This window comes from Paenirhodobacter sp. CAU 1674, from assembly GCF_029222945.1.
GTDB lineage: Bacteria > Pseudomonadota > Alphaproteobacteria > Rhodobacterales > Rhodobacteraceae > Rhodobacter.
Map to the genome: position 1 here is coordinate 105,098 of NZ_JARHUH010000008.1, position 16,308 is coordinate 121,405.

Consider the following 16,308-nt stretch of genomic DNA (forward strand, 5'->3'; position numbering starts at 1 on the left):
TCCCTTACGCGTAGATGTCGGTCCACAGCTCGCTCAGGGCGGGCTCGGGGCTGGTTTTCGAGAATTCGGCGGCTTCGTTGACCACGGCCTTGATCTCTTTGTCGATGGCTTTCAGGTCGTCGTCGGTGGCATGGCCGCCGGCCAGCAGCAGCTCGCGCACATGTTCGATCGCGTCACGTTCGTCGCGCATCTTCTGCACTTCCTCGCGCGAGCGGTATTTCGCCGGGTCCGACATCGAATGGCCGCGGTAGCGATAGGTCTTCACTTCCAGAATGTAGGGGCCTTCGCCTGCGCGGCAGTGCGCCACGGCCTTCTCGCTTGCGGCCTTCACCGCCAGCACATCCATCCCATCGACCGTCTCGCCCGGGATGCCGAAGGCCTCGCCGCGGGTGTAAAGGTCGGGCGTCGAGGTCGAGCGTTTCTGCGCCGTGCCCATCGCATATTGGTTGTTCTCGATCACGAAGATCACCGGCAGCTTCCACAGCGCGGCCATGTTGAAGGTTTCGTAAACCTGGCCCTGGTTTGCCGCCCCGTCGCCGAAATAGGCGAAGGTCACATTGTCATTGCCCATGTATTTGTCGGCGAATGCCAGCCCCGCGCCCAGCGGCACCTGCGCGCCGACGATGCCATGGCCGCCGTAGAAATGCTTCTCTTTGCTGAACATGTGCATCGAGCCGCCCTTGCCCTTGGACAATCCGCCCTCGCGCCCGGTCAGCTCGGCCATCACACCCTTCGGGTCCATCCCGCAGGCCAGCATATGGCCGTGGTCGCGATAGCTGGTGATGCGCTTGTCGCCTTCTTTCGTCGCTGCCTCCAGGCCCACGACAACGGCTTCCTGCCCGATATACAGGTGGCAAAACCCCCCGATCAGACCCATGCCATAAAGCTGCCCCGCCTTTTCCTCGAAACGGCGGATCAGCAGCATGTCGCGGTAATATTTCAGCAGATCGTCCTTCGAGACATTGGCGCCTTCCGCGCCTTTTGCCTCGGGGTTCTTGCGTGTTGCCATCGGGCGGCCTCCCCAGAACAGATAGTTCAACGTTAAACTAGTTTTTAACGCAAGGCCGCGCGAAACGCAACGGCATGCTGCGCGCTTTGTGCGCGGCACGCGGCATTCCGGCGGAGAGGGCACGGCAAAACGCCCCAAGCGCGGGCTCCGGGCGGCAAATGCGAAAATATCGGGCGTTCAGCGGATGACGATTTCGTCGGCGCGGATCGTGCCCAGCACGTCGCGCGCCCGTTCGTCCAGCAGGTCCAGATCCAGATAGGCATCCGACAGGCGCATCGTCAGATTGGACATCCGCTCCGCCTCCTGACGCAGCGCATCGCGCTCGGCGCTCAGATTGGCGATCTCGGCTTCGATCTGCACCCGGCGGAACACCCCGTAAGACCCCTGCACGGCGGCAAAGGTGAAATAGGCCCCCAGCACGAACGCGACGGAGAAAAAGATCAGGGGGCCAAAGGTGGGGCGTTTCGGGGTCATGTCTGCGTGCCTCATGTGCCCAAAGCGGGCCGCCTCTTGTCGGGCGATGGGGGAATCATGCCACAAGCGACGAGTCTTGTGAATCCCTTATCTGCGCGGGGAAGCCTGATTTTCTTTGATTTTCGGGCGCTTCGGTGGGGTGCGCAGCAAAAAGGGGGCCGCGGGGCCCCCTTTGATCCGGCCCTTGATCCGGGCTCAGCCTGCGATCGAAGCCGCGTGGATCGCGGTGATCGCCTCGCCCAGTTTCGCGTCGAACTCTGCATCCGTCTGCTGCGCGCTCAGCCCTTCGGTCAGCGCGCGCGAGAACGAGGCGATGATGCCGGTGTTCTGCGCCAGGATGGCATTCGCCTCATCGCGCGAATAGCCGCCCGACAGCGCCACGACCTTCATCACCTTGGGATGATCGACCAGCGGCTTGTAGAAGTTCGGCACGCTCGGCAGGGTCAGTTTCAGCATCACCTGCATGCCCTCGGGCAGCGCGTCCAGCTGTTTCAGGATCTCGGTGCGCAGGATCGCCTCGGCCTCGGCCTTGTCGGCGATCGAGATCGTCACTTCCGGCTCGATGATCGGCATCAGACCTGCCGCGATCACCGCTTTCCCCAGCTCGAACTGCTGCGCCACGACAGCGGCGATGCCCTCGGCATTGGCCGCCGAAATCACCGAACGTTCCTTGGTGCCGAAGATCCCCGCCGCGACCGCGCGCGCCAGCAAGGCCTCCAGCCCCGGGATCGGTTTCAACATCTGGCAGCCGTTGACCTCGGCTTCCAGGCCCTTGTCGATCTTCAGGAAGGGCACGACGCCGCGTTTGTCCCACAGGTAGGTGGCGGTCGGGATGCCGTCGATGTTGCGGTCCATGGTCTGTTCGAACAGGATCGCGCCGATCACCTTGTCGCCGGTGAAGGCGGGCGATTTGATGATCCGCGAGCGCATCGCATGGATCATGTCATACATTTCGGTCTCGCCCGAATAGGCGTCCTCGTTCACGCCGTAAAGCTTCAGCGCCTTCGGGGTCGATCCGCCCGACTGATCGAGCGCGGCGATGAAGCCTTGCCCCTTTTGCATCTGTTCGGCCATTTTCGCGTTCGGCATGTCAAACTCCCGATGGTTGAGTGGCGCGCGCGGCGCCGATTGCTTTCGGGTTATCCTCTTGCACGCTGCGGTGCAATTCTGGTGACGCTAACGCGATGGAAATGGGCTGTTTTTCGCACCTTGCTGCGGCCTTGTCGGGCGGGGTGCGCAAATGTCGCGCGGCAAGGGGCGCAAAAGGCTGCGCAAATGTGCTAGACTGCGTCGCAGGCAATGCCGTGACAGGAGGTTTGAATGCCATCCTTTGCATCGCTTCTGGGGGCCGCGCTGCTGGTCTGCATCGGGTCTTTCGCCGCCGCTCAGGATGCCACCGACGTGCCCGGGGCCGCCGATCCCGAAGGCTTGCCGCGGATTTCGGGGGCGTTGATCATCGGCTACGATCAGGCGGGGTATGACGAATTCGCCTATCCCACCGCGCCGATCACCTGGGACGGGGCGCCGGGGCAGGCGCGTGTCGAGGGGCCGCACACCCGTGTGCTCTATGTCGTGCCCGACGATCGCGCCCCGCTCGAGGTGATCCGCAACTATCAGGCCGAACTGACCGATCAGGGCTATGAGCCGGTCTATGAATGCGCCGCCGAGGCCTGCGGCCCGGTCACGCCGGTCACAAAATTCCTGTATGGAATGAAGCTCGAAAATGCCGGGCAGATGAGCAAGATGGCCTTTTCCATGCCCCGGGCGGATCAGCGCTATCTGGTGATGCGCGCGCCTGCGACGGGCACGCTGGTTTCGGTCTATGCCGCGTTCGAAACCTTCGATCACTTCCCGCAGACCGCCGACAAGGTTCTGGTGCTGCTTGATGTTATCGAGGGCAAGCCGATGGAGCGGCGGATGGAACTGGTCAAGGCGGCCGAAATGGCCGGGGCCTTGGGGGCCGAAGGGCGGGTGTCGCTCTATGGTGTTCTGTTTGACTACGACAGTGCCGCATTGCGCCCTGAATCCGATGCGACCCTGGCCGAGATCGTCACGCTTCTGGCGGGTGATCCGGGGCTTGCGCTGTTTGTCGTCGGTCATACCGACATGACGGGCAGCTATGACTATAACCTTGACCTGTCGCGCCGCCGTGCGGCCGCCGTGGTTGCCGCCTTGACCGGCCGGTTCGGGGTCGCGGCGGATCGGCTGGAACCGGCCGGGGTCGGCCCGCTGGCCCCGGTGGCCCAGAACTCCACGGAAGAGGGGCGCGCGCTCAACCGCCGCGTCGAACTGGTGCAACGATGAAAGCTGTGATCGCCCTTGCCTGTGTCCTGTGCGCCGCGCCGGTCTGGGCGGACGCCCCGCAATCGGCCTGCGACTGGCTGCGCCTGGCGGCCCCCGAGGCGTTTCCGGGCGCGGATCTGGCCTATGAGACGCGGGTCGAAAAGGCCAGCGATGCGATGACGCTGTCGGTCTGTTCGGTCACCGCGCCCGAGGGCACATCGCTGACGCTGCTGCGGCGCACCGTGCCCGGCGAAACCCGCGCCGTCAGCGATCTGGTCGCAGGTTACATCGCCGAGCAGACCGCGCTGATCGGTGCCGATCCGGGGCTGGCGCCGCGCGATCTGGGCGATGCGGCGCTGTGGGACGGCACGATGCGCCAACTCGCGATCTGGAGCCATCAGGGGCAGGTCTTGATGATCTTTTCGGGATTTGGCCCGCAGGCCGAGGCGCAGGAAACCGCGCTGGCCGAAGCCATCCTTGCCGCCGGGGGCTGATCCCTCTCCCCGGGCGTGCGGGGTCGGGTGGGCAGATCCTCTGCCCACCCGACGTTTTTTCAGTGCATCAGCGCCGCGACGCCGGGCAGTTCCTTGCCTTCCATCCATTCCAGGAAGGCGCCGCCCGCGGTCGAGATATAGCTGAAATCCGCCGCGGCCCCCGCCTTGTTCAGCGCAGCGACGGTATCGCCGCCACCGGCCACCGAGATCAGCGCCCCCGCGCGGGTCAGTTCGGCCGCCTTGGCCGCGGCCGCATTGGTCGCCGCATCGAAAGGCGCGATTTCAAAGGCGCCGAGCGGGCCGTTCCAGATCAGCGTTTTCGACGCCTCGAAGACCTTGGCGATCTGCGCCACCGCTTCGGGGCCCGCATCCAGAATCATCGCATCGGCGGGGCAGGCATCGGCGGGCACCACCTCGTTTTCGGCGCCTGCCTTGAATTCGCGCGCCACAACCACATCCACCGGCAGATGGATCGCGCAGCCCGCGGCCTTGGCCTTGGCCAGGATCTCGCGTGCGGTATCGGCCATGTCATGCTCGGCCAGCGATTTGCCCACGTCGATGCCCTGCGCGACCAGGAAGGTATTGGCCATGCCGCCACCGATCACCAGATGATCGACCTTGCTGACCAGATTGCCCAGCAGGTCAAGCTTGGTCGAGACCTTGGCGCCGCCCACGACCGCCGTCACCGGACGCGCCGGATTGCCCAGTGCGGCCTCCAGCGCCTTCAGTTCGGCCTCCATCAGGCGGCCAGCGGCCGACGGCAGGATCTGCGCGATCGCCGCGGTCGAGCTGTGCGCCCGGTGCGCGGCCGAGAAGGCATCATTCACATAGACCTCACCCAGGGCGGCCATCGCGGCGGCCAGCTCGGCGTCGTTCTTCTCTTCGCCTTCGTGGAAGCGGGTATTTTCCAGCAGCAGAACCTCTCCCTCGGCCAGGGCCGCCACGGCCTTTTTCGCCGGGGCGCCGATGCAGTCGGGGGCGAAGGCCACCTTGACGCCCAATGCCTTTTCCAGCGCGGGAACCAGCGGTTTCAGGCTCATTTCCGGCACGACCTTGCCTTTCGGCCGCCCGAAATGCGCCAGCAGCACCGGCTTGCCGCCCTTGGCCAGAATGTCGCTGATGGTCGGCACGATCTTCTCGATCCGCGTCGCATCGGTGACCACGCCGTTTTCCACCGGCACGTTGATATCGACACGCACCAGCACAACCTTGCCCGCAAGGTCCATCTCGTCGAGCGTTTTCCAAGCCATTTCAATCCCCCGAAGCAAAATCCGGGGGCCGCCCCCGGGACTCGCGATCACACGCGTTCACGCAAACTTGCCCCGATGTGGCTGGGGCGTCAACGCCATGCGGCGCTTTGCCCTTCCAAAACGCGCATCCCTTCCGTAAGTTTCCCGCAAAACCCGAGGAGACCAATTCATGGCCGATATCAAAGACCCCGAAAACACCATCATCATCGAGCTGAAGGATGGCCCCGTCGTCATCGAGCTGCTGCCCGACGTGGCGCCCAAGCACAGCGCGCGGATGAAGGAACTGGCCCGCGCCGGTGCCTATGACAACGTGGCCTTCCACCGGGTGATCGAGGGCTTCATGGCCCAGACCGGCGATGTGCAGCACGCCAATATGGAAAAGGACTACAACCCCGGTCGCGCGGGCACCGGCGGTTCGGACCTGCCCGACCTGCCGGCCGAATTCTCGAAACTGCCGCATGACCGCGGCACGCTGGGCGCCGCGCGCTCGATGAACCCGAACTCGGCCAATTCGCAGTTCTTCATCAACTTCAACGACAACCATTTCCTGAACGGGCAATACACCGTTTATGGCCGCGTGATTTCGGGGATGGAGCATGTCGACAAGATCGCCCGCGGCGAGCCGCCGCGCAACCCGGACCGGATGATCTCGGTCAAGGTGGCCGCCGATGCGTAAGCTGGTTCTGGCCGCGCTGGTCTCGCTGGGGGCAAGTGGCGCCTTCGCCGAAGGGTCGGGCGTGCCCGACACCGACGGCCCGAACCTGACGCTGGAAGTCGGCGGTTCGGTTACCGGCAAGGTGGTGATTGATCTGTTGCCCGATGTGGCGCCCAAGCATGTCGAGCAGATCGTCGCGCTGGCGGGCGAGGGGGCCTATGATGATGTGGTGTTCCACCGCGTGATCGACGGCTTCATGGCGCAGACCGGCGATGTGCAATTCGGCAAGCGCGGCGGCGAAACCCGGATGGCGGGCATGGGCGGTTCGAACCGTCCCGATCTGCCGGCGGAGTTTTCCAACCGCTCTTTCGTGCGCGGCATGGTGGGCATGGCCCGCTCGTCCGACCCGAATTCGGCCAATTCGCAGTTCTTCATCATGTTCGATGCCGCGCCGCATCTGGACGGGCAATATACCATTGTCGGCCATGTGATCGAAGGCATGGAGATTGTCGATCAGCTGAAAAAGGGCAACCCGGCGGCCAACGGGCTTGTCGAGGACCCCGATTACATCGTCCACGCGACGGTGGAATGAGCCTCTGGCGCGGGGAGGGAATCTGCCCCGCGCCAACCTCCGCAGCGGCCCCGGATATGATCTGATGCGGCCCCGGTCATTAAAAATTCACACTGGTTTCTGCACTGCGGCATTGCGCAAAGGGGCGTGTTGGCCGATCTTTGCTGCCGATCAAGCCAATGTGATAAGGGTTTCGCCGCATTTTCCGGCAGATTTGCGCCCGTTCGCGCAGAGGTTGTCACAGATCAATTCTGCGGGTGCAAAGTCATGTTAGCTTTGGCATACTGGTTAAGCTGAAGGAGAACAGATATGCCCAGCAAGAAGACTGATCCGATGTCGGCCATGGCGGATCTTATGAAGGCGCCCGCCCTGGATGGCTTTTCGATGTTCATGCGCCCGCAGGCCAAGATGGCCGAGGCGCTGCTGAAACAGAACATCGAAACGCTCGATTTTCTGAAGACCCGCTTCGAGCGGGACCGCGCGATGTTGGCTGATCTGGCACAAATCGACGATCCGGCCAAGGCGATGGATCTGTGGTCAAGCTTTTGGCAACGAATGATGAGCGATTATTCGACCGAGACGACCAAGCTTGCGGCTTCGGTCACCGAAATTGCCGAACAGGCAGTGCGCACCGCTACGGAGGAGGGCGAGGCGCTGATGACGGTGGTCAATCCCAGCGAGAAGAAGTGACGACAGGGCGGGCATCCCGCCCGCCTGAATGAAAGTGGACCCATGACCAAACCTGCCTCGAAAGCGCCGCGTCCCGTGCGCGCCCGGGCGAAGGCGGCCGCCAGCGCGGTCGCCAGCCCTGCCTCCGATCCTCAGATGCATTCCCCCGATATCGCCCCGATGGACACCGCTGAAACGCCCGTGACCGGGGTGCAGCCCGCGCCGGAAAAAACCGCGCGCCCGCGCCGCAAGGCCGCGCCCGCGCAAACGACCGAACAGGAGACGCATGTGAATCAGATCAAGGTAGAGCCCGCCAAGGCAGAACCTGCCGTGAAATTGCCGGTGCCGCTGGCCCCCGCAGCCGAAGCGCCGTCCGAAACCGAAGTCAAGCGCAGCGCCGAAGAGGCTTTTGCAAGCCTTGACCATTACGTTCATGCCCAGATGGCCAAGCTCGAAGGTGGGATCTCGCCGATCTCGCTGGGTCTGGCCTATTCCGACTGGGCCGCGCATCTGGCGATGAGCCCGGGCAAACAGGCCGAACTGGTCTGGAAATCCTCGCGCAAGGTGCAGCGCCTGATGGCCGAGATGATGTGCCAGATGATGGGCGGCGACGGCGTGCCCTGCGTCGAACCGCTGAAACAGGACCGTCGTTTCTCGGGGCCGGAGTGGTCGAAATTCCCGTTCTCGCTCTATTCGCAGAGCTTCCTGCTGGCGCAGCAGTGGTGGCACAACGCCACGACCGGGATTCACGGTGTCGAGGACAAGCACGAAAAGGTGGTCGAATTCTATGGCCGTCAGTTGCTCGACATGTTCTCGCCGTCGAATTTCCTGGCGACCAACCCGCAACTGATCGCGCGGACCAAGGAAGAAGGCGGCAAGAACCTGTTGCGCGGCGCGCAATACATGATCGAGGACATGGCCAAGAAGCTGAGCGGCAAGGACGACGCCGCCTCGATCGAATTCACCCCGGGCGAGGAAGTCGCCTGCACGCCGGGCAAGGTGGTGTTCCGCAACCGCCTGATCGAGCTGATCCAATACGCGCCGACCACCGAAAAGGCGCATGCCACGCCGCTGTTGATCGTGCCGGCCTGGATCATGAAATATTACATCTTGGATCTGGCGCCGAAAGACAGCCTGATCAAGTGGCTGGTGGGGCAGGGCTTCACCGTGTTCTGCATCAGCTGGAAGAACCCCGACGAGGGCGACCGCGATCTGGGCTTTGACGACTATCGCCGTCTGGGCCCGCTGGCCGCGCTTGACGCGATCCAGGCGATCACCGGCGCCAAGAAGGTGCATGGTCTGGGCTATTGCCTCGGCGGGACCCTGATGTCGGTTACGGCGGCGGCGATGGCGCGTGACGGCGATGATCGTCTGGCCTCGCTGACGATGCTGGCGGCGCAGGTCGATTTCACCGAAGCGGGCGAGTTGAGCCTGTTCACCAATGCCGACCAGCTTGCGCTGCTGGAAGACATGATGTGGGACGAAGGCTATCTGGACAAGACCGCGATGGCCGGCACCTTCTCGATGCTGAAATCGCAGGATCTGATCTGGTCCCATATGGTGCGCGAATACATGATGGGCGAACGCGAGGCCGCGTCGGAACTCGGCGCCTGGTCGAAAGACGCGACCCGGATGCCCTACAAGATGCATTCGGAATACCTGCGCCATCTGTTCCTGAACAACGATCTGGCCGATGGCCGGATGGTGGTGGACGGCGCGCATATCTATCTGGCCGACATCAAGGCGCCGGTCTTTGCCGTGGCCACCGAACACGACCACATCGCGCCGTGGAATTCGGTGTTCAAGCTGACCTATCTGATCCGCAGCGGCGTGACCTTCGCGCTGGTTTCGGGCGGGCACAATACCGGCATCGTCGCCCCTCCGGGCAGCCCGCGGGCCAAGCACCGGCTGATGAGCCACGAACCGGGCAGCGCCCATCCGGGGCCGAAGGAATGGGCCGCCAGCGTGCCGAAGGTTCCGGGGTCGTGGTGGGGCCCCTGGGCCGAGTGGATGCGCAAGACCGGGGGGGGCGAGGATGTGACCCCGCCGCCGATGGGCAATGCCGAGGCCGGTTATCCGGTGATCGAGGCTGCGCCGGGCAGCTATGTGATGATGCGCTGATCGCGGTCGGCCATCACGGTAAAAAGGGCGCCATCGCGGCGCCCTTTTTCATTGGGGGTTTCAGTCAGTGTGTCGGATAGGCAGGGCGTCGGACAGGCGCCTCAGCGCCCTTTCCAGATCCAGCCGCCGCCCAGAATGCGCGTGCCTTCGGGCGCGTAGAAGACGCAGGCCTGACCGGGGCTGACGCCCTCTTCGGGGGACAGCAGTTCGACCTCGGCCTCGGTCGCCGAAATCGGACGGATCACCGCCGGGCGCGGCGGCCGGGTCGAGCGGACGCGCACCAGCACCTGCCATTCCGGCTGGCTCTCGAAAGGTGCATCGCCCAGCCAGTTGATCTCGCGCACCGGGATGATCCGGGTCGACAGCGCCTCTTTCGGGCCGACGATCACGCGTCGGCTGTCCGGCTCCAGTTTGACGACATAAAGCGGATCGCCCAGGCCGCCGATGCCCAGACCGCGCCGCTGGCCGATCGTGTAATGGATCACGCCCTTATGCGTGCCCAGAACATTGCCCGCCATATCCACGATCTCGCCCGGGTCGGCCGCACCGGGGCGCAGCTTTTCGATCACGCTGGCATAATTGCCGTTCGGCACGAAACAGATGTCCTGACTGTCGGGCTTGTCGGCCACCGCCAGCCCGTATTTCGCCGCCAGCGCCCGGGTTTCGGCCTTGCTGGCCAGATGTCCCAGCGGGAAGCGCAGATAGGCCAATTGTTCGGGCGTGGTCGAGAACAGGAAATAGCTCTGGTCGCGGTTCGGATCGGCCGCCGAATGCAGCTCGGGGCCGTTTTCACCCATCTTGCGCTGGATGTAATGCCCGGTGGCCATGCAATCGGCCTCCAGATCCTTGGCGGTTTCCAGCAGATCCTTGAATTTCACCCGCTCGTTGCAGCGGATGCAGGGCACCGGCGTCGCGCCCGCCAGATAGGCGTCGGCAAACTCGTCGATCACCGCCTCGCGGAAGGTGTTTTCGTAATCCAGCACATAATGCGGAAAGCCCATCGCCTCGGCCACGCGGCGGGCGTCGTGAATGTCCTGCCCCGCGCAGCACGCGCCCTTTTTCGCCAGCGCCGCGCCGTGATCGTAAAGCTGCAGCGTGACGCCCACGACATCATAGCCTTCCTCGGCCAGTTGCGCCGCCACGACCGAGCTGTCGACCCCCCCCGACATCGCCACCACGACCCGGGTTTCGGACGGGGGCTTGGCAAAACCGAGGGAATTGAGTGGAAATTCCGTGCGCATCTGAAGGGTCCTTTAACCAGACCCGGAGGAATATAGGAAAATGCGAACTACTCACAACCCCACGTTTCACCCGTCGTTAAGGCGATAAGCGCATCTTGGGCCCCACGAAGATGAAGGGGTGTGCCCATGTATCTGAAAAAAGTCGATGGTCCGCGCTCGGTCACCTTGCCGGACGGCACGATTCTGACCCGTGCGGATCTGCCGCCGAAGGAAACCCGACGCTGGGTCGCCTCTCGCAAGGCCGTGCTGGTGCAGGCTGTTGCCCATGGGCTGATTCCGCGGGCCGAGGTTCTGGAACGCTATGATCTGTCGGAAGAAGAGTTCGCACTCTGGACCGAAGCCGTGCAGAAGCATGGCATTGCCGGGCTCAAGGTAACGGCCATCCAGAAATACAGACAACTTTAGGTTGCAATGTAACAAAATCGTGCGAAGGTAACTGGGCGTTAACCAATTGCTGCAAAGGTGAATGGTGATCGAGGGATTAATGCGGAGAACCCAGGATGCGGATTTTGTTGGTGGAGGACGATCCCACGACCTCTCGCAGCATCGAACTGATGCTGACCCATGCTAATTTGAATGTCTATTGCACCGACCTTGGTGAAGAGGGAATCGACCTCGCCAAGCTCTATGACTACGATCTGATCCTGCTGGATCTGAATCTGCCCGATATGAACGGACACGAGGTTTTGCGTCAGTTGCGGCTGTCGCGTGTCGACACGCCGATCCTGATCCTGACCGGCGCCGACGATACCGAGAACAAGATCAAGGGGTTTGGTTTCGGTGCCGACGATTACATGACCAAACCGTTCCACCGCGAAGAGCTGGTGGCGCGCATTCATGCGATCATCCGGCGTTCGAAAGGTCATTCGCAATCGGTCATTCGCACCGGCAAGATCTCGGTCAACCTTGACACGAAAACCGTCGATGTGGGTGGCAAGCCCGTGCATCTGACGGGCAAGGAATACCAGATGCTGGAGCTGCTGAGCCTGCGCAAGGGCACCACGCTGACCAAGGAAATGTTCCTCAACCACCTTTACGGCGGCATGGACGAACCGGAACTCAAGATCATCGACGTTTTCATCTGCAAGCTGCGCAAGAAACTCTCCGAAGTGACGGGGGGCGATAATTACATCGAAACCGTCTGGGGCAGGGGCTATGTGCTGCGCGATCCCGACCCGGGCGAGATGGATCGCCGTGTCGCTGTCGGCGCCTGAAACAGGGGCCTCCCCTCTGGACGCTCCCTTCGGCTGACCCTATCACTTGAGGCCAGCCGAGGGGGAAGATGATGACGGGAACCGATACACCCGATGTGAGCCAGCTGACGCAGGCAGAGGCCGCGGCCGAGCTGCCGGGGCTGATCGCGGCGCTGGAGGCGGCCAATACCGCCTACCATACGCTCGACGCGCCCGAGATTTCGGATGCCGAATATGATCGGCTGAAGCGGCGTCTGGCCGAAATCGAGGCGCGCTTCCCGGCACTTGCCCGCCCCGACAGCCCGACACGCAAGATCGGGGCCGCTGTGGCCGAAGGCTTCGGCAAGGTCACCCACGAAGTCCGCATGCTCAGCCTGGAAAACGGCTTCTCGGACGAGGATGTCACCGATTTCGACGCCCGCGTGCGCAGCTATCTGGGGCTGTCCCCCGACGCGCCGCTGCCCTGTACCGCTGAACCCAAGATCGACGGTTTGTCGCTGTCGCTGCGCTATGAACGCGGCGTTCTGGTGCAGGCCGCCACCCGCGGCGATGGTGAGGTCGGCGAAAACGTCACGGAAAACGCCCGCACCATCGCCGATATTCCGCAGCGCCTGACCGGGGCGCCCGACCTTCTGGAAGTGCGTGGTGAAGTCTATATGAGCCACGCCGATTTTGCCGCGCTCAACGCCCGTCAGGCCGAGCGGGGCGAGAAACCTTTTGCCAATCCCCGCAACGCCGCCGCCGGATCGCTGCGGCAACTGGATGCGCGGATCACGGCCGCGCGCCCGCTGCGTTTTTTTGCCTATGCCTGGGGGGCGCTCTCCGAACCCTTGTCCGATACCCAGATGGGTGCGATCAACCAGCTGAAAACGCTTGGGTTTCAGGTGAACCCGTTGACCGTCTTATGCGACGGGCCGCAGGACCTGCTGGCGCAATATCGCGCGATCGAACAGGCCCGCGCCAGCCTTGGCTATGACATCGACGGGGTGGTCTACAAGGTTAACGATCTGGGATTGCAGCGCCGTCTGGGGTTTCGTTCGACCACCCCGCGATGGGCGATTGCGCATAAGTTTCCGGCCGAACTGGCCTGGACCCGGCTGGAACGGATCGAAATTCAGGTCGGGCGCACCGGCGCGCTCAGCCCGGTTGCGCGGCTCGCGCCGGTGACGGTGGGCGGTGTCGTGGTCTCGAATGCGACGCTGCACAACGAGGATTACATCGCCGGGCGCGATTCCAAGGGCGCGCCGATCCGCGGTGGCAAGGACATTCGCGAAGGCGATTGGGTGCAGGTCTATCGCGCGGGCGACGTGATCCCCAAGGTCGCCGATGTCGACCTGTCGCGCCGCTCTGCCGACGCGCAACCCTATGAGTTTCCTCATAAATGCCCGGAATGCGGGTCGGATGCGATCCGCGAGGAAGGCGATGCGGTGCGGCGATGCACCGGCGGGCTGATCTGCCCGGCGCAGGCGGTCGAGAAGCTGAAGCATTTCGTCAGCCGTGGCGCCTTCGATATCGAAGGGTTGGGCGCAAAGCAGGTCGAGGCGTTCTACAGGGACGGCTGGATACGCGAACCGGCCGACATTTTCACCCTGCAACAGCGCTTTGGCAGCGGCTTGCAGCAATTGAAAAATCGCGAAGGCTGGGGGCCGAAATCGGCGCAAAACCTGTTCGATGCGATCGAGGACAAACGTAAAATTCCGCTGGCCCGGTTCATCTTTGCCCTGGGGCTGCGCCATGTCGGCGACAGCACGGCGACGCTTCTGGCCCACCAGTTCGGCACCTGGGAGCGGTTGGCCAAAGTGGTCGAAGAGGCCGACAATTTCCAGGGCCCCGCGTGGGAGGAACTACTGGCGATCGATGGCGTGGGCGAAACCACCGCGCGTTCGCTGATCGCCTCGCTCAATCATTCCGCCGACGCGCAAGCGGTGAAGAACCTGTTGCAATGGGTCACGCCCGAACCCGCGCAGCCCCGCGCCGTGGCCGACAGCGAAATTGCCGGGCTGACGGTGGTGTTCACCGGCACGCTGGAGCGGATGACTCGGGCCGAGGCGAAGGCCCGGGCCGAGGCGCTTGGCGCCAAGGTCGCGGGCTCGGTCTCGGCCAAGACCGACATTCTGATTGCCGGTCCGGGGGCGGGGTCGAAGGCGAAGAAAGCCGCCGAACTGGGCGTGCGCGTCATCGACGAAGACGCCTGGTTGGCGATCGCGGGGGGGACATGACGGGGCGGCCGCCGATCCTGTTTCCTCTGTTTGCCGAGGTCGAGACCCTGCCGGGGATCGGCCCGAAAACCGCGCAGAGCTTTGCGGCAGCGGGTCTGGCGCGGCCACGCGACGTGGCGTTGACCCTGCCGCATTCGGTGATCGACCGCCGCCCCGTCGCGACGATCCGCGATGTGGTGCCGCCCGCCATCGTCAGCGTCGAGGTCAGTGTCGAGGCGCATATTTCGGCGCGCACCCGGGGCGGACCCAGCCGTGTGCAGGTGCGCGATGCGCAGGCGGAATTTCAGCTCGTATTCTTTCACGCGCGCGGAGATTTCCTGACAAAACAGCTGCCTGAGGGCGAACGGCGGATCGTTTCGGGCAAGCTCGAACTTTTCGACGGGATTGCGCAGATGGTCCATCCCGACCACATCCTGCGCCCCGACGAGGCCGACAAGCTGCCGCGGTTCGAGCCGGTCTATCCGCTCAGCGCGGGCATCACCCAGCGGCAGATGGCGCAGGCGGCGGCCGGGGCGCTGGCGCGATTGCCCGATCTGGAGGACTGGATCGACCCGTCGCTGAAGGCGCGCGAGGGCTGGCCCGATTGGGCCGATGCGCTGCGTGCGGCCCATGCGCCCGCCAGTGTGGCCGACACGGCCAGCACCGCACCCGCCCGCGCACGTCTGGCCTATGACGAATTGTTCGCGCATCAGATGACGCTGGCGCTGGCCCGTCGGCAGGCCCGCCGCACCAAGGGCCGGGTGACCCGGGGCACCGGCGCGCTGGCGCACAAGGTTCTGGGCGCCTTGCCCTACACGCCCACCGCGGCGCAGACCCGCGCGATTGCCGAAATCACCGCCGACATGGCCGAGCCGCGCCGAATGAACCGTCTTCTGCAGGGCGATGTGGGCGCGGGCAAGACGCTGGTCGCGTTCATGGCGCTGCTGGCGGCGGTCGAGGCGGGCGGGCAGGGCGTGATGATGGCGCCGACCGAAATCCTTGCGCGACAGCATCTGGATGGTCTGGCGCCGCTGGCGGCCTCGGCGGGGGTGCGGCTCGACATCCTGACCGGCCGCGACAAGGGGGCGGAGCGGGCGGCCAAGCTGGCCGATCTGGCGGCGGGACGGATCGGTATTCTGGTCGGCACCCATGCGGTTTTCCAGAAAGACGTTGTTTTTCAGGATCTTCGCCTTGTCGTTATTGACGAGCAGCATCGGTTTGGCGTGGCGCAACGGATGGAACTGGGCGCAAAGGGGGCTGCGGCGGACGTTCTGGTGATGACCGCAACGCCGATCCCGCGCAGCCTGGCGCTGGCGCAATATGGCGATATGGACCTGAGCCTGCTGAACGAAAAGCCGCCCGGGCGCCAGCCGGTGAAGACCGCGCTGATTTCGACCGCGCGGCTGGACGAGGTGGTGGCGCATCTGGCCCGCGCGGTGGCCGAGGGGCGGCAGGCCTATTGGGTCTGCCCTCTGGTCGAGGAAAGCGAACATGTCGATCTGGCCTCGGCCGAGGAACGCTTCCGCAGCCTGCGCGCGGCCCTGGGCGAGGGGATCGTGGGGCTGGTGCACGGTCAGATGCCGGTGGCGGAAAAAGACGCGGCCATGGCCGATTTCATCGCCGGGCGCACGCGCGTTCTGGTGGCGACGACGGTGATCGAGGTGGGCGTGAACGTGCCCGCAGCCTCGATCATGGTGATCGAACGGGCCGAGACCTTCGGTCTGGCGCAATTGCATCAGCTGCGCGGGCGGGTCGGGCGCGGGGCAGCGGAATCGACCTGCCTGATGCTCTATCAGACGCCGCTGAGCGAAACCGGCGAGCGGCGCCTGCAGATCCTGCGCGAGACCGAGGATGGGTTCCGCATCGCCGAAGAAGACCTTGCGATGCGGGGCGCGGGCGATGTGATCGGCACTGCGCAATCGGGGCTGCCGCGGTTTCGTATCGCCGATCTGGAGCGGCAGGCGGGCCTGATGGCGGTGGCGCAAAGCGATGCGCGCGCGCTGCTGACGACCGACCCCGACCTGACCGGACCGCGCGGGCGCGCGGCGCGCATCGCGCTGTGGCTGATGGAGCAGGACCGGGCGATCCGGCTGATCGACGTCGGTTGAGAGAGTGGCGCCTGTTAATCGGCGCCTAAGATTTTCGCGATA

At 64.3% G+C, this 16,308-nt stretch carries 15 protein-coding genes; 10 read left to right on the plus strand and 5 right to left on the minus strand.

Going from position 1 to position 16,308, the window contains the following annotated elements; genetic code table 11:
- Positions 1–4: 4 nt before the first annotated feature.
- The 3 genes from pdhA to P2G62_RS12830 form a co-directional block, all read right to left on the minus strand.
- Complete coding sequence (pdhA, locus tag P2G62_RS12820; RefSeq protein WP_275735296.1) at positions 5–1,009, minus strand: pyruvate dehydrogenase (acetyl-transferring) E1 component subunit alpha; 1,005 nt, start codon at positions 1,007–1,009, stop codon at positions 5–7.
- Between the two features lie 177 nt (positions 1,010–1,186).
- Positions 1,187–1,483 carry a septum formation initiator family protein gene (locus P2G62_RS12825; protein ID WP_275735297.1) on the minus strand — a complete coding sequence of 99 codons (297 nt, stop codon included), beginning with the start codon at positions 1,481–1,483 and terminating at the stop codon, positions 1,187–1,189.
- A gap of 195 nt (positions 1,484–1,678) precedes the next feature.
- Positions 1,679–2,572 (minus strand): fructose bisphosphate aldolase, encoded by an 894-nt coding sequence (locus tag P2G62_RS12830; protein ID WP_275735298.1) that lies wholly within the window; start codon positions 2,570–2,572, stop codon positions 1,679–1,681.
- 231 nt (positions 2,573–2,803) lie between these two features.
- Between P2G62_RS12830 and P2G62_RS12835 the strand changes: the two genes are divergently transcribed.
- Positions 2,804–3,787, plus strand: coding sequence for an OmpA family protein (locus tag P2G62_RS12835; protein WP_275735299.1), 984 nt, complete (start codon positions 2,804–2,806; stop codon positions 3,785–3,787).
- Complete coding sequence (locus P2G62_RS12840) at positions 3,784–4,260, plus strand: hypothetical protein (protein WP_275735300.1); 477 nt, start codon at positions 3,784–3,786, stop codon at positions 4,258–4,260. The genes P2G62_RS12835 and P2G62_RS12840 overlap by 4 nt, the downstream gene beginning before the upstream one ends.
- Positions 4,261–4,319: 59 nt before the next feature.
- Here the strand turns inward: P2G62_RS12840 and P2G62_RS12845 are convergent, their stop codons facing one another.
- Positions 4,320–5,510 (minus strand): phosphoglycerate kinase, encoded by a 1,191-nt coding sequence (locus P2G62_RS12845; RefSeq protein ID WP_275735301.1) that lies wholly within the window; start codon positions 5,508–5,510, stop codon positions 4,320–4,322.
- A gap of 169 nt (positions 5,511–5,679) precedes the next feature.
- Between P2G62_RS12845 and P2G62_RS12850 the strand changes: the two genes are divergently transcribed.
- The 4 genes from P2G62_RS12850 to P2G62_RS12865 all read left to right on the plus strand — a co-directional run bounded on the left by P2G62_RS12850 (position 5,680) and on the right by P2G62_RS12865 (position 9,526).
- The gene (locus tag P2G62_RS12850; protein WP_275735302.1) at positions 5,680–6,186 is read left to right on the plus strand and encodes a peptidylprolyl isomerase; all 507 of its coding nucleotides are present in this window, start codon (positions 5,680–5,682) and stop codon (positions 6,184–6,186) included.
- Positions 6,179–6,757 carry a peptidylprolyl isomerase gene (locus P2G62_RS12855; RefSeq protein ID WP_275735303.1) on the plus strand — a complete coding sequence of 193 codons (579 nt, stop codon included), beginning with the start codon at positions 6,179–6,181 and terminating at the stop codon, positions 6,755–6,757. Before P2G62_RS12850 ends, P2G62_RS12855 begins: the two co-directional genes overlap by 8 nt.
- Positions 6,758–7,045: 288 nt before the next feature.
- Complete coding sequence (locus P2G62_RS12860; protein WP_275735304.1) at positions 7,046–7,426, plus strand: phasin family protein; 381 nt, start codon at positions 7,046–7,048, stop codon at positions 7,424–7,426.
- Positions 7,427–7,468: 42 nt separating this feature from the next.
- A complete protein-coding gene (locus P2G62_RS12865; RefSeq protein WP_275735305.1) occupies positions 7,469–9,526 on the plus strand; it encodes an alpha/beta fold hydrolase in 2,058 nt (685 codons plus the stop codon).
- A gap of 101 nt (positions 9,527–9,627) precedes the next feature.
- Here the strand turns inward: P2G62_RS12865 and mnmA are convergent, their stop codons facing one another.
- Positions 9,628–10,767 (minus strand): tRNA 2-thiouridine(34) synthase MnmA, encoded by a 1,140-nt coding sequence (gene mnmA, locus P2G62_RS12870; protein ID WP_275735306.1) that lies wholly within the window; start codon positions 10,765–10,767, stop codon positions 9,628–9,630.
- A gap of 126 nt (positions 10,768–10,893) precedes the next feature.
- Between mnmA and P2G62_RS12875 the strand changes: the two genes are divergently transcribed.
- The 4 genes from P2G62_RS12875 (at position 10,894) to recG (ending at position 16,266) form a co-directional block, all read left to right on the plus strand.
- Entirely contained in the window at positions 10,894–11,172 is a 279-nt protein-coding gene (locus P2G62_RS12875; protein ID WP_275735307.1) for a DUF1153 domain-containing protein, read from the plus strand.
- Between the two features lie 95 nt (positions 11,173–11,267).
- Positions 11,268–11,981 (plus strand): response regulator transcription factor, encoded by a 714-nt coding sequence (locus tag P2G62_RS12880; RefSeq protein WP_275735308.1) that lies wholly within the window; start codon positions 11,268–11,270, stop codon positions 11,979–11,981.
- Between the two features lie 71 nt (positions 11,982–12,052).
- The gene (gene ligA, locus P2G62_RS12885; RefSeq protein WP_275735309.1) at positions 12,053–14,179 is read left to right on the plus strand and encodes an NAD-dependent DNA ligase LigA; all 2,127 of its coding nucleotides are present in this window, start codon (positions 12,053–12,055) and stop codon (positions 14,177–14,179) included.
- The gene (recG, locus tag P2G62_RS12890; protein WP_275735310.1) at positions 14,176–16,266 is read left to right on the plus strand and encodes an ATP-dependent DNA helicase RecG; all 2,091 of its coding nucleotides are present in this window, start codon (positions 14,176–14,178) and stop codon (positions 16,264–16,266) included. Before ligA ends, recG begins: the two co-directional genes overlap by 4 nt.
- The last annotated feature ends 42 nt before the right edge of the window (positions 16,267–16,308 follow it).

Coding starts and splice junctions, on each gene's coding strand:
- pdhA (WP_275735296.1), bottom strand. CDS start 1,009: ATGGCAACACGCAAGAACCCCGAGGCAAAAGGCGCGGAAGGCGCCAAT.
- P2G62_RS12825 (WP_275735297.1), bottom strand. CDS start 1,483: ATGACCCCGAAACGCCCCACCTTTGGCCCCCTGATCTTTTTCTCCGTC.
- P2G62_RS12830 (WP_275735298.1), bottom strand. CDS start 2,572: ATGCCGAACGCGAAAATGGCCGAACAGATGCAAAAGGGGCAAGGCTTC.
- P2G62_RS12835 (WP_275735299.1), top strand. CDS start 2,804: ATGCCATCCTTTGCATCGCTTCTGGGGGCCGCGCTGCTGGTCTGCATC.
- P2G62_RS12840 (WP_275735300.1), top strand. CDS start 3,784: ATGAAAGCTGTGATCGCCCTTGCCTGTGTCCTGTGCGCCGCGCCGGTC.
- P2G62_RS12845 (WP_275735301.1), bottom strand. CDS start 5,510: ATGGCTTGGAAAACGCTCGACGAGATGGACCTTGCGGGCAAGGTTGTG.
- P2G62_RS12850 (WP_275735302.1), top strand. CDS start 5,680: ATGGCCGATATCAAAGACCCCGAAAACACCATCATCATCGAGCTGAAG.
- P2G62_RS12855 (WP_275735303.1), top strand. CDS start 6,179: ATGCGTAAGCTGGTTCTGGCCGCGCTGGTCTCGCTGGGGGCAAGTGGC.
- P2G62_RS12860 (WP_275735304.1), top strand. CDS start 7,046: ATGCCCAGCAAGAAGACTGATCCGATGTCGGCCATGGCGGATCTTATG.
- P2G62_RS12865 (WP_275735305.1), top strand. CDS start 7,469: ATGACCAAACCTGCCTCGAAAGCGCCGCGTCCCGTGCGCGCCCGGGCG.
- mnmA (WP_275735306.1), bottom strand. CDS start 10,767: ATGCGCACGGAATTTCCACTCAATTCCCTCGGTTTTGCCAAGCCCCCG.
- P2G62_RS12875 (WP_275735307.1), top strand. CDS start 10,894: ATGTATCTGAAAAAAGTCGATGGTCCGCGCTCGGTCACCTTGCCGGAC.
- P2G62_RS12880 (WP_275735308.1), top strand. CDS start 11,268: ATGCGGATTTTGTTGGTGGAGGACGATCCCACGACCTCTCGCAGCATC.
- ligA (WP_275735309.1), top strand. CDS start 12,053: ATGACGGGAACCGATACACCCGATGTGAGCCAGCTGACGCAGGCAGAG.
- recG (WP_275735310.1), top strand. CDS start 14,176: ATGACGGGGCGGCCGCCGATCCTGTTTCCTCTGTTTGCCGAGGTCGAG.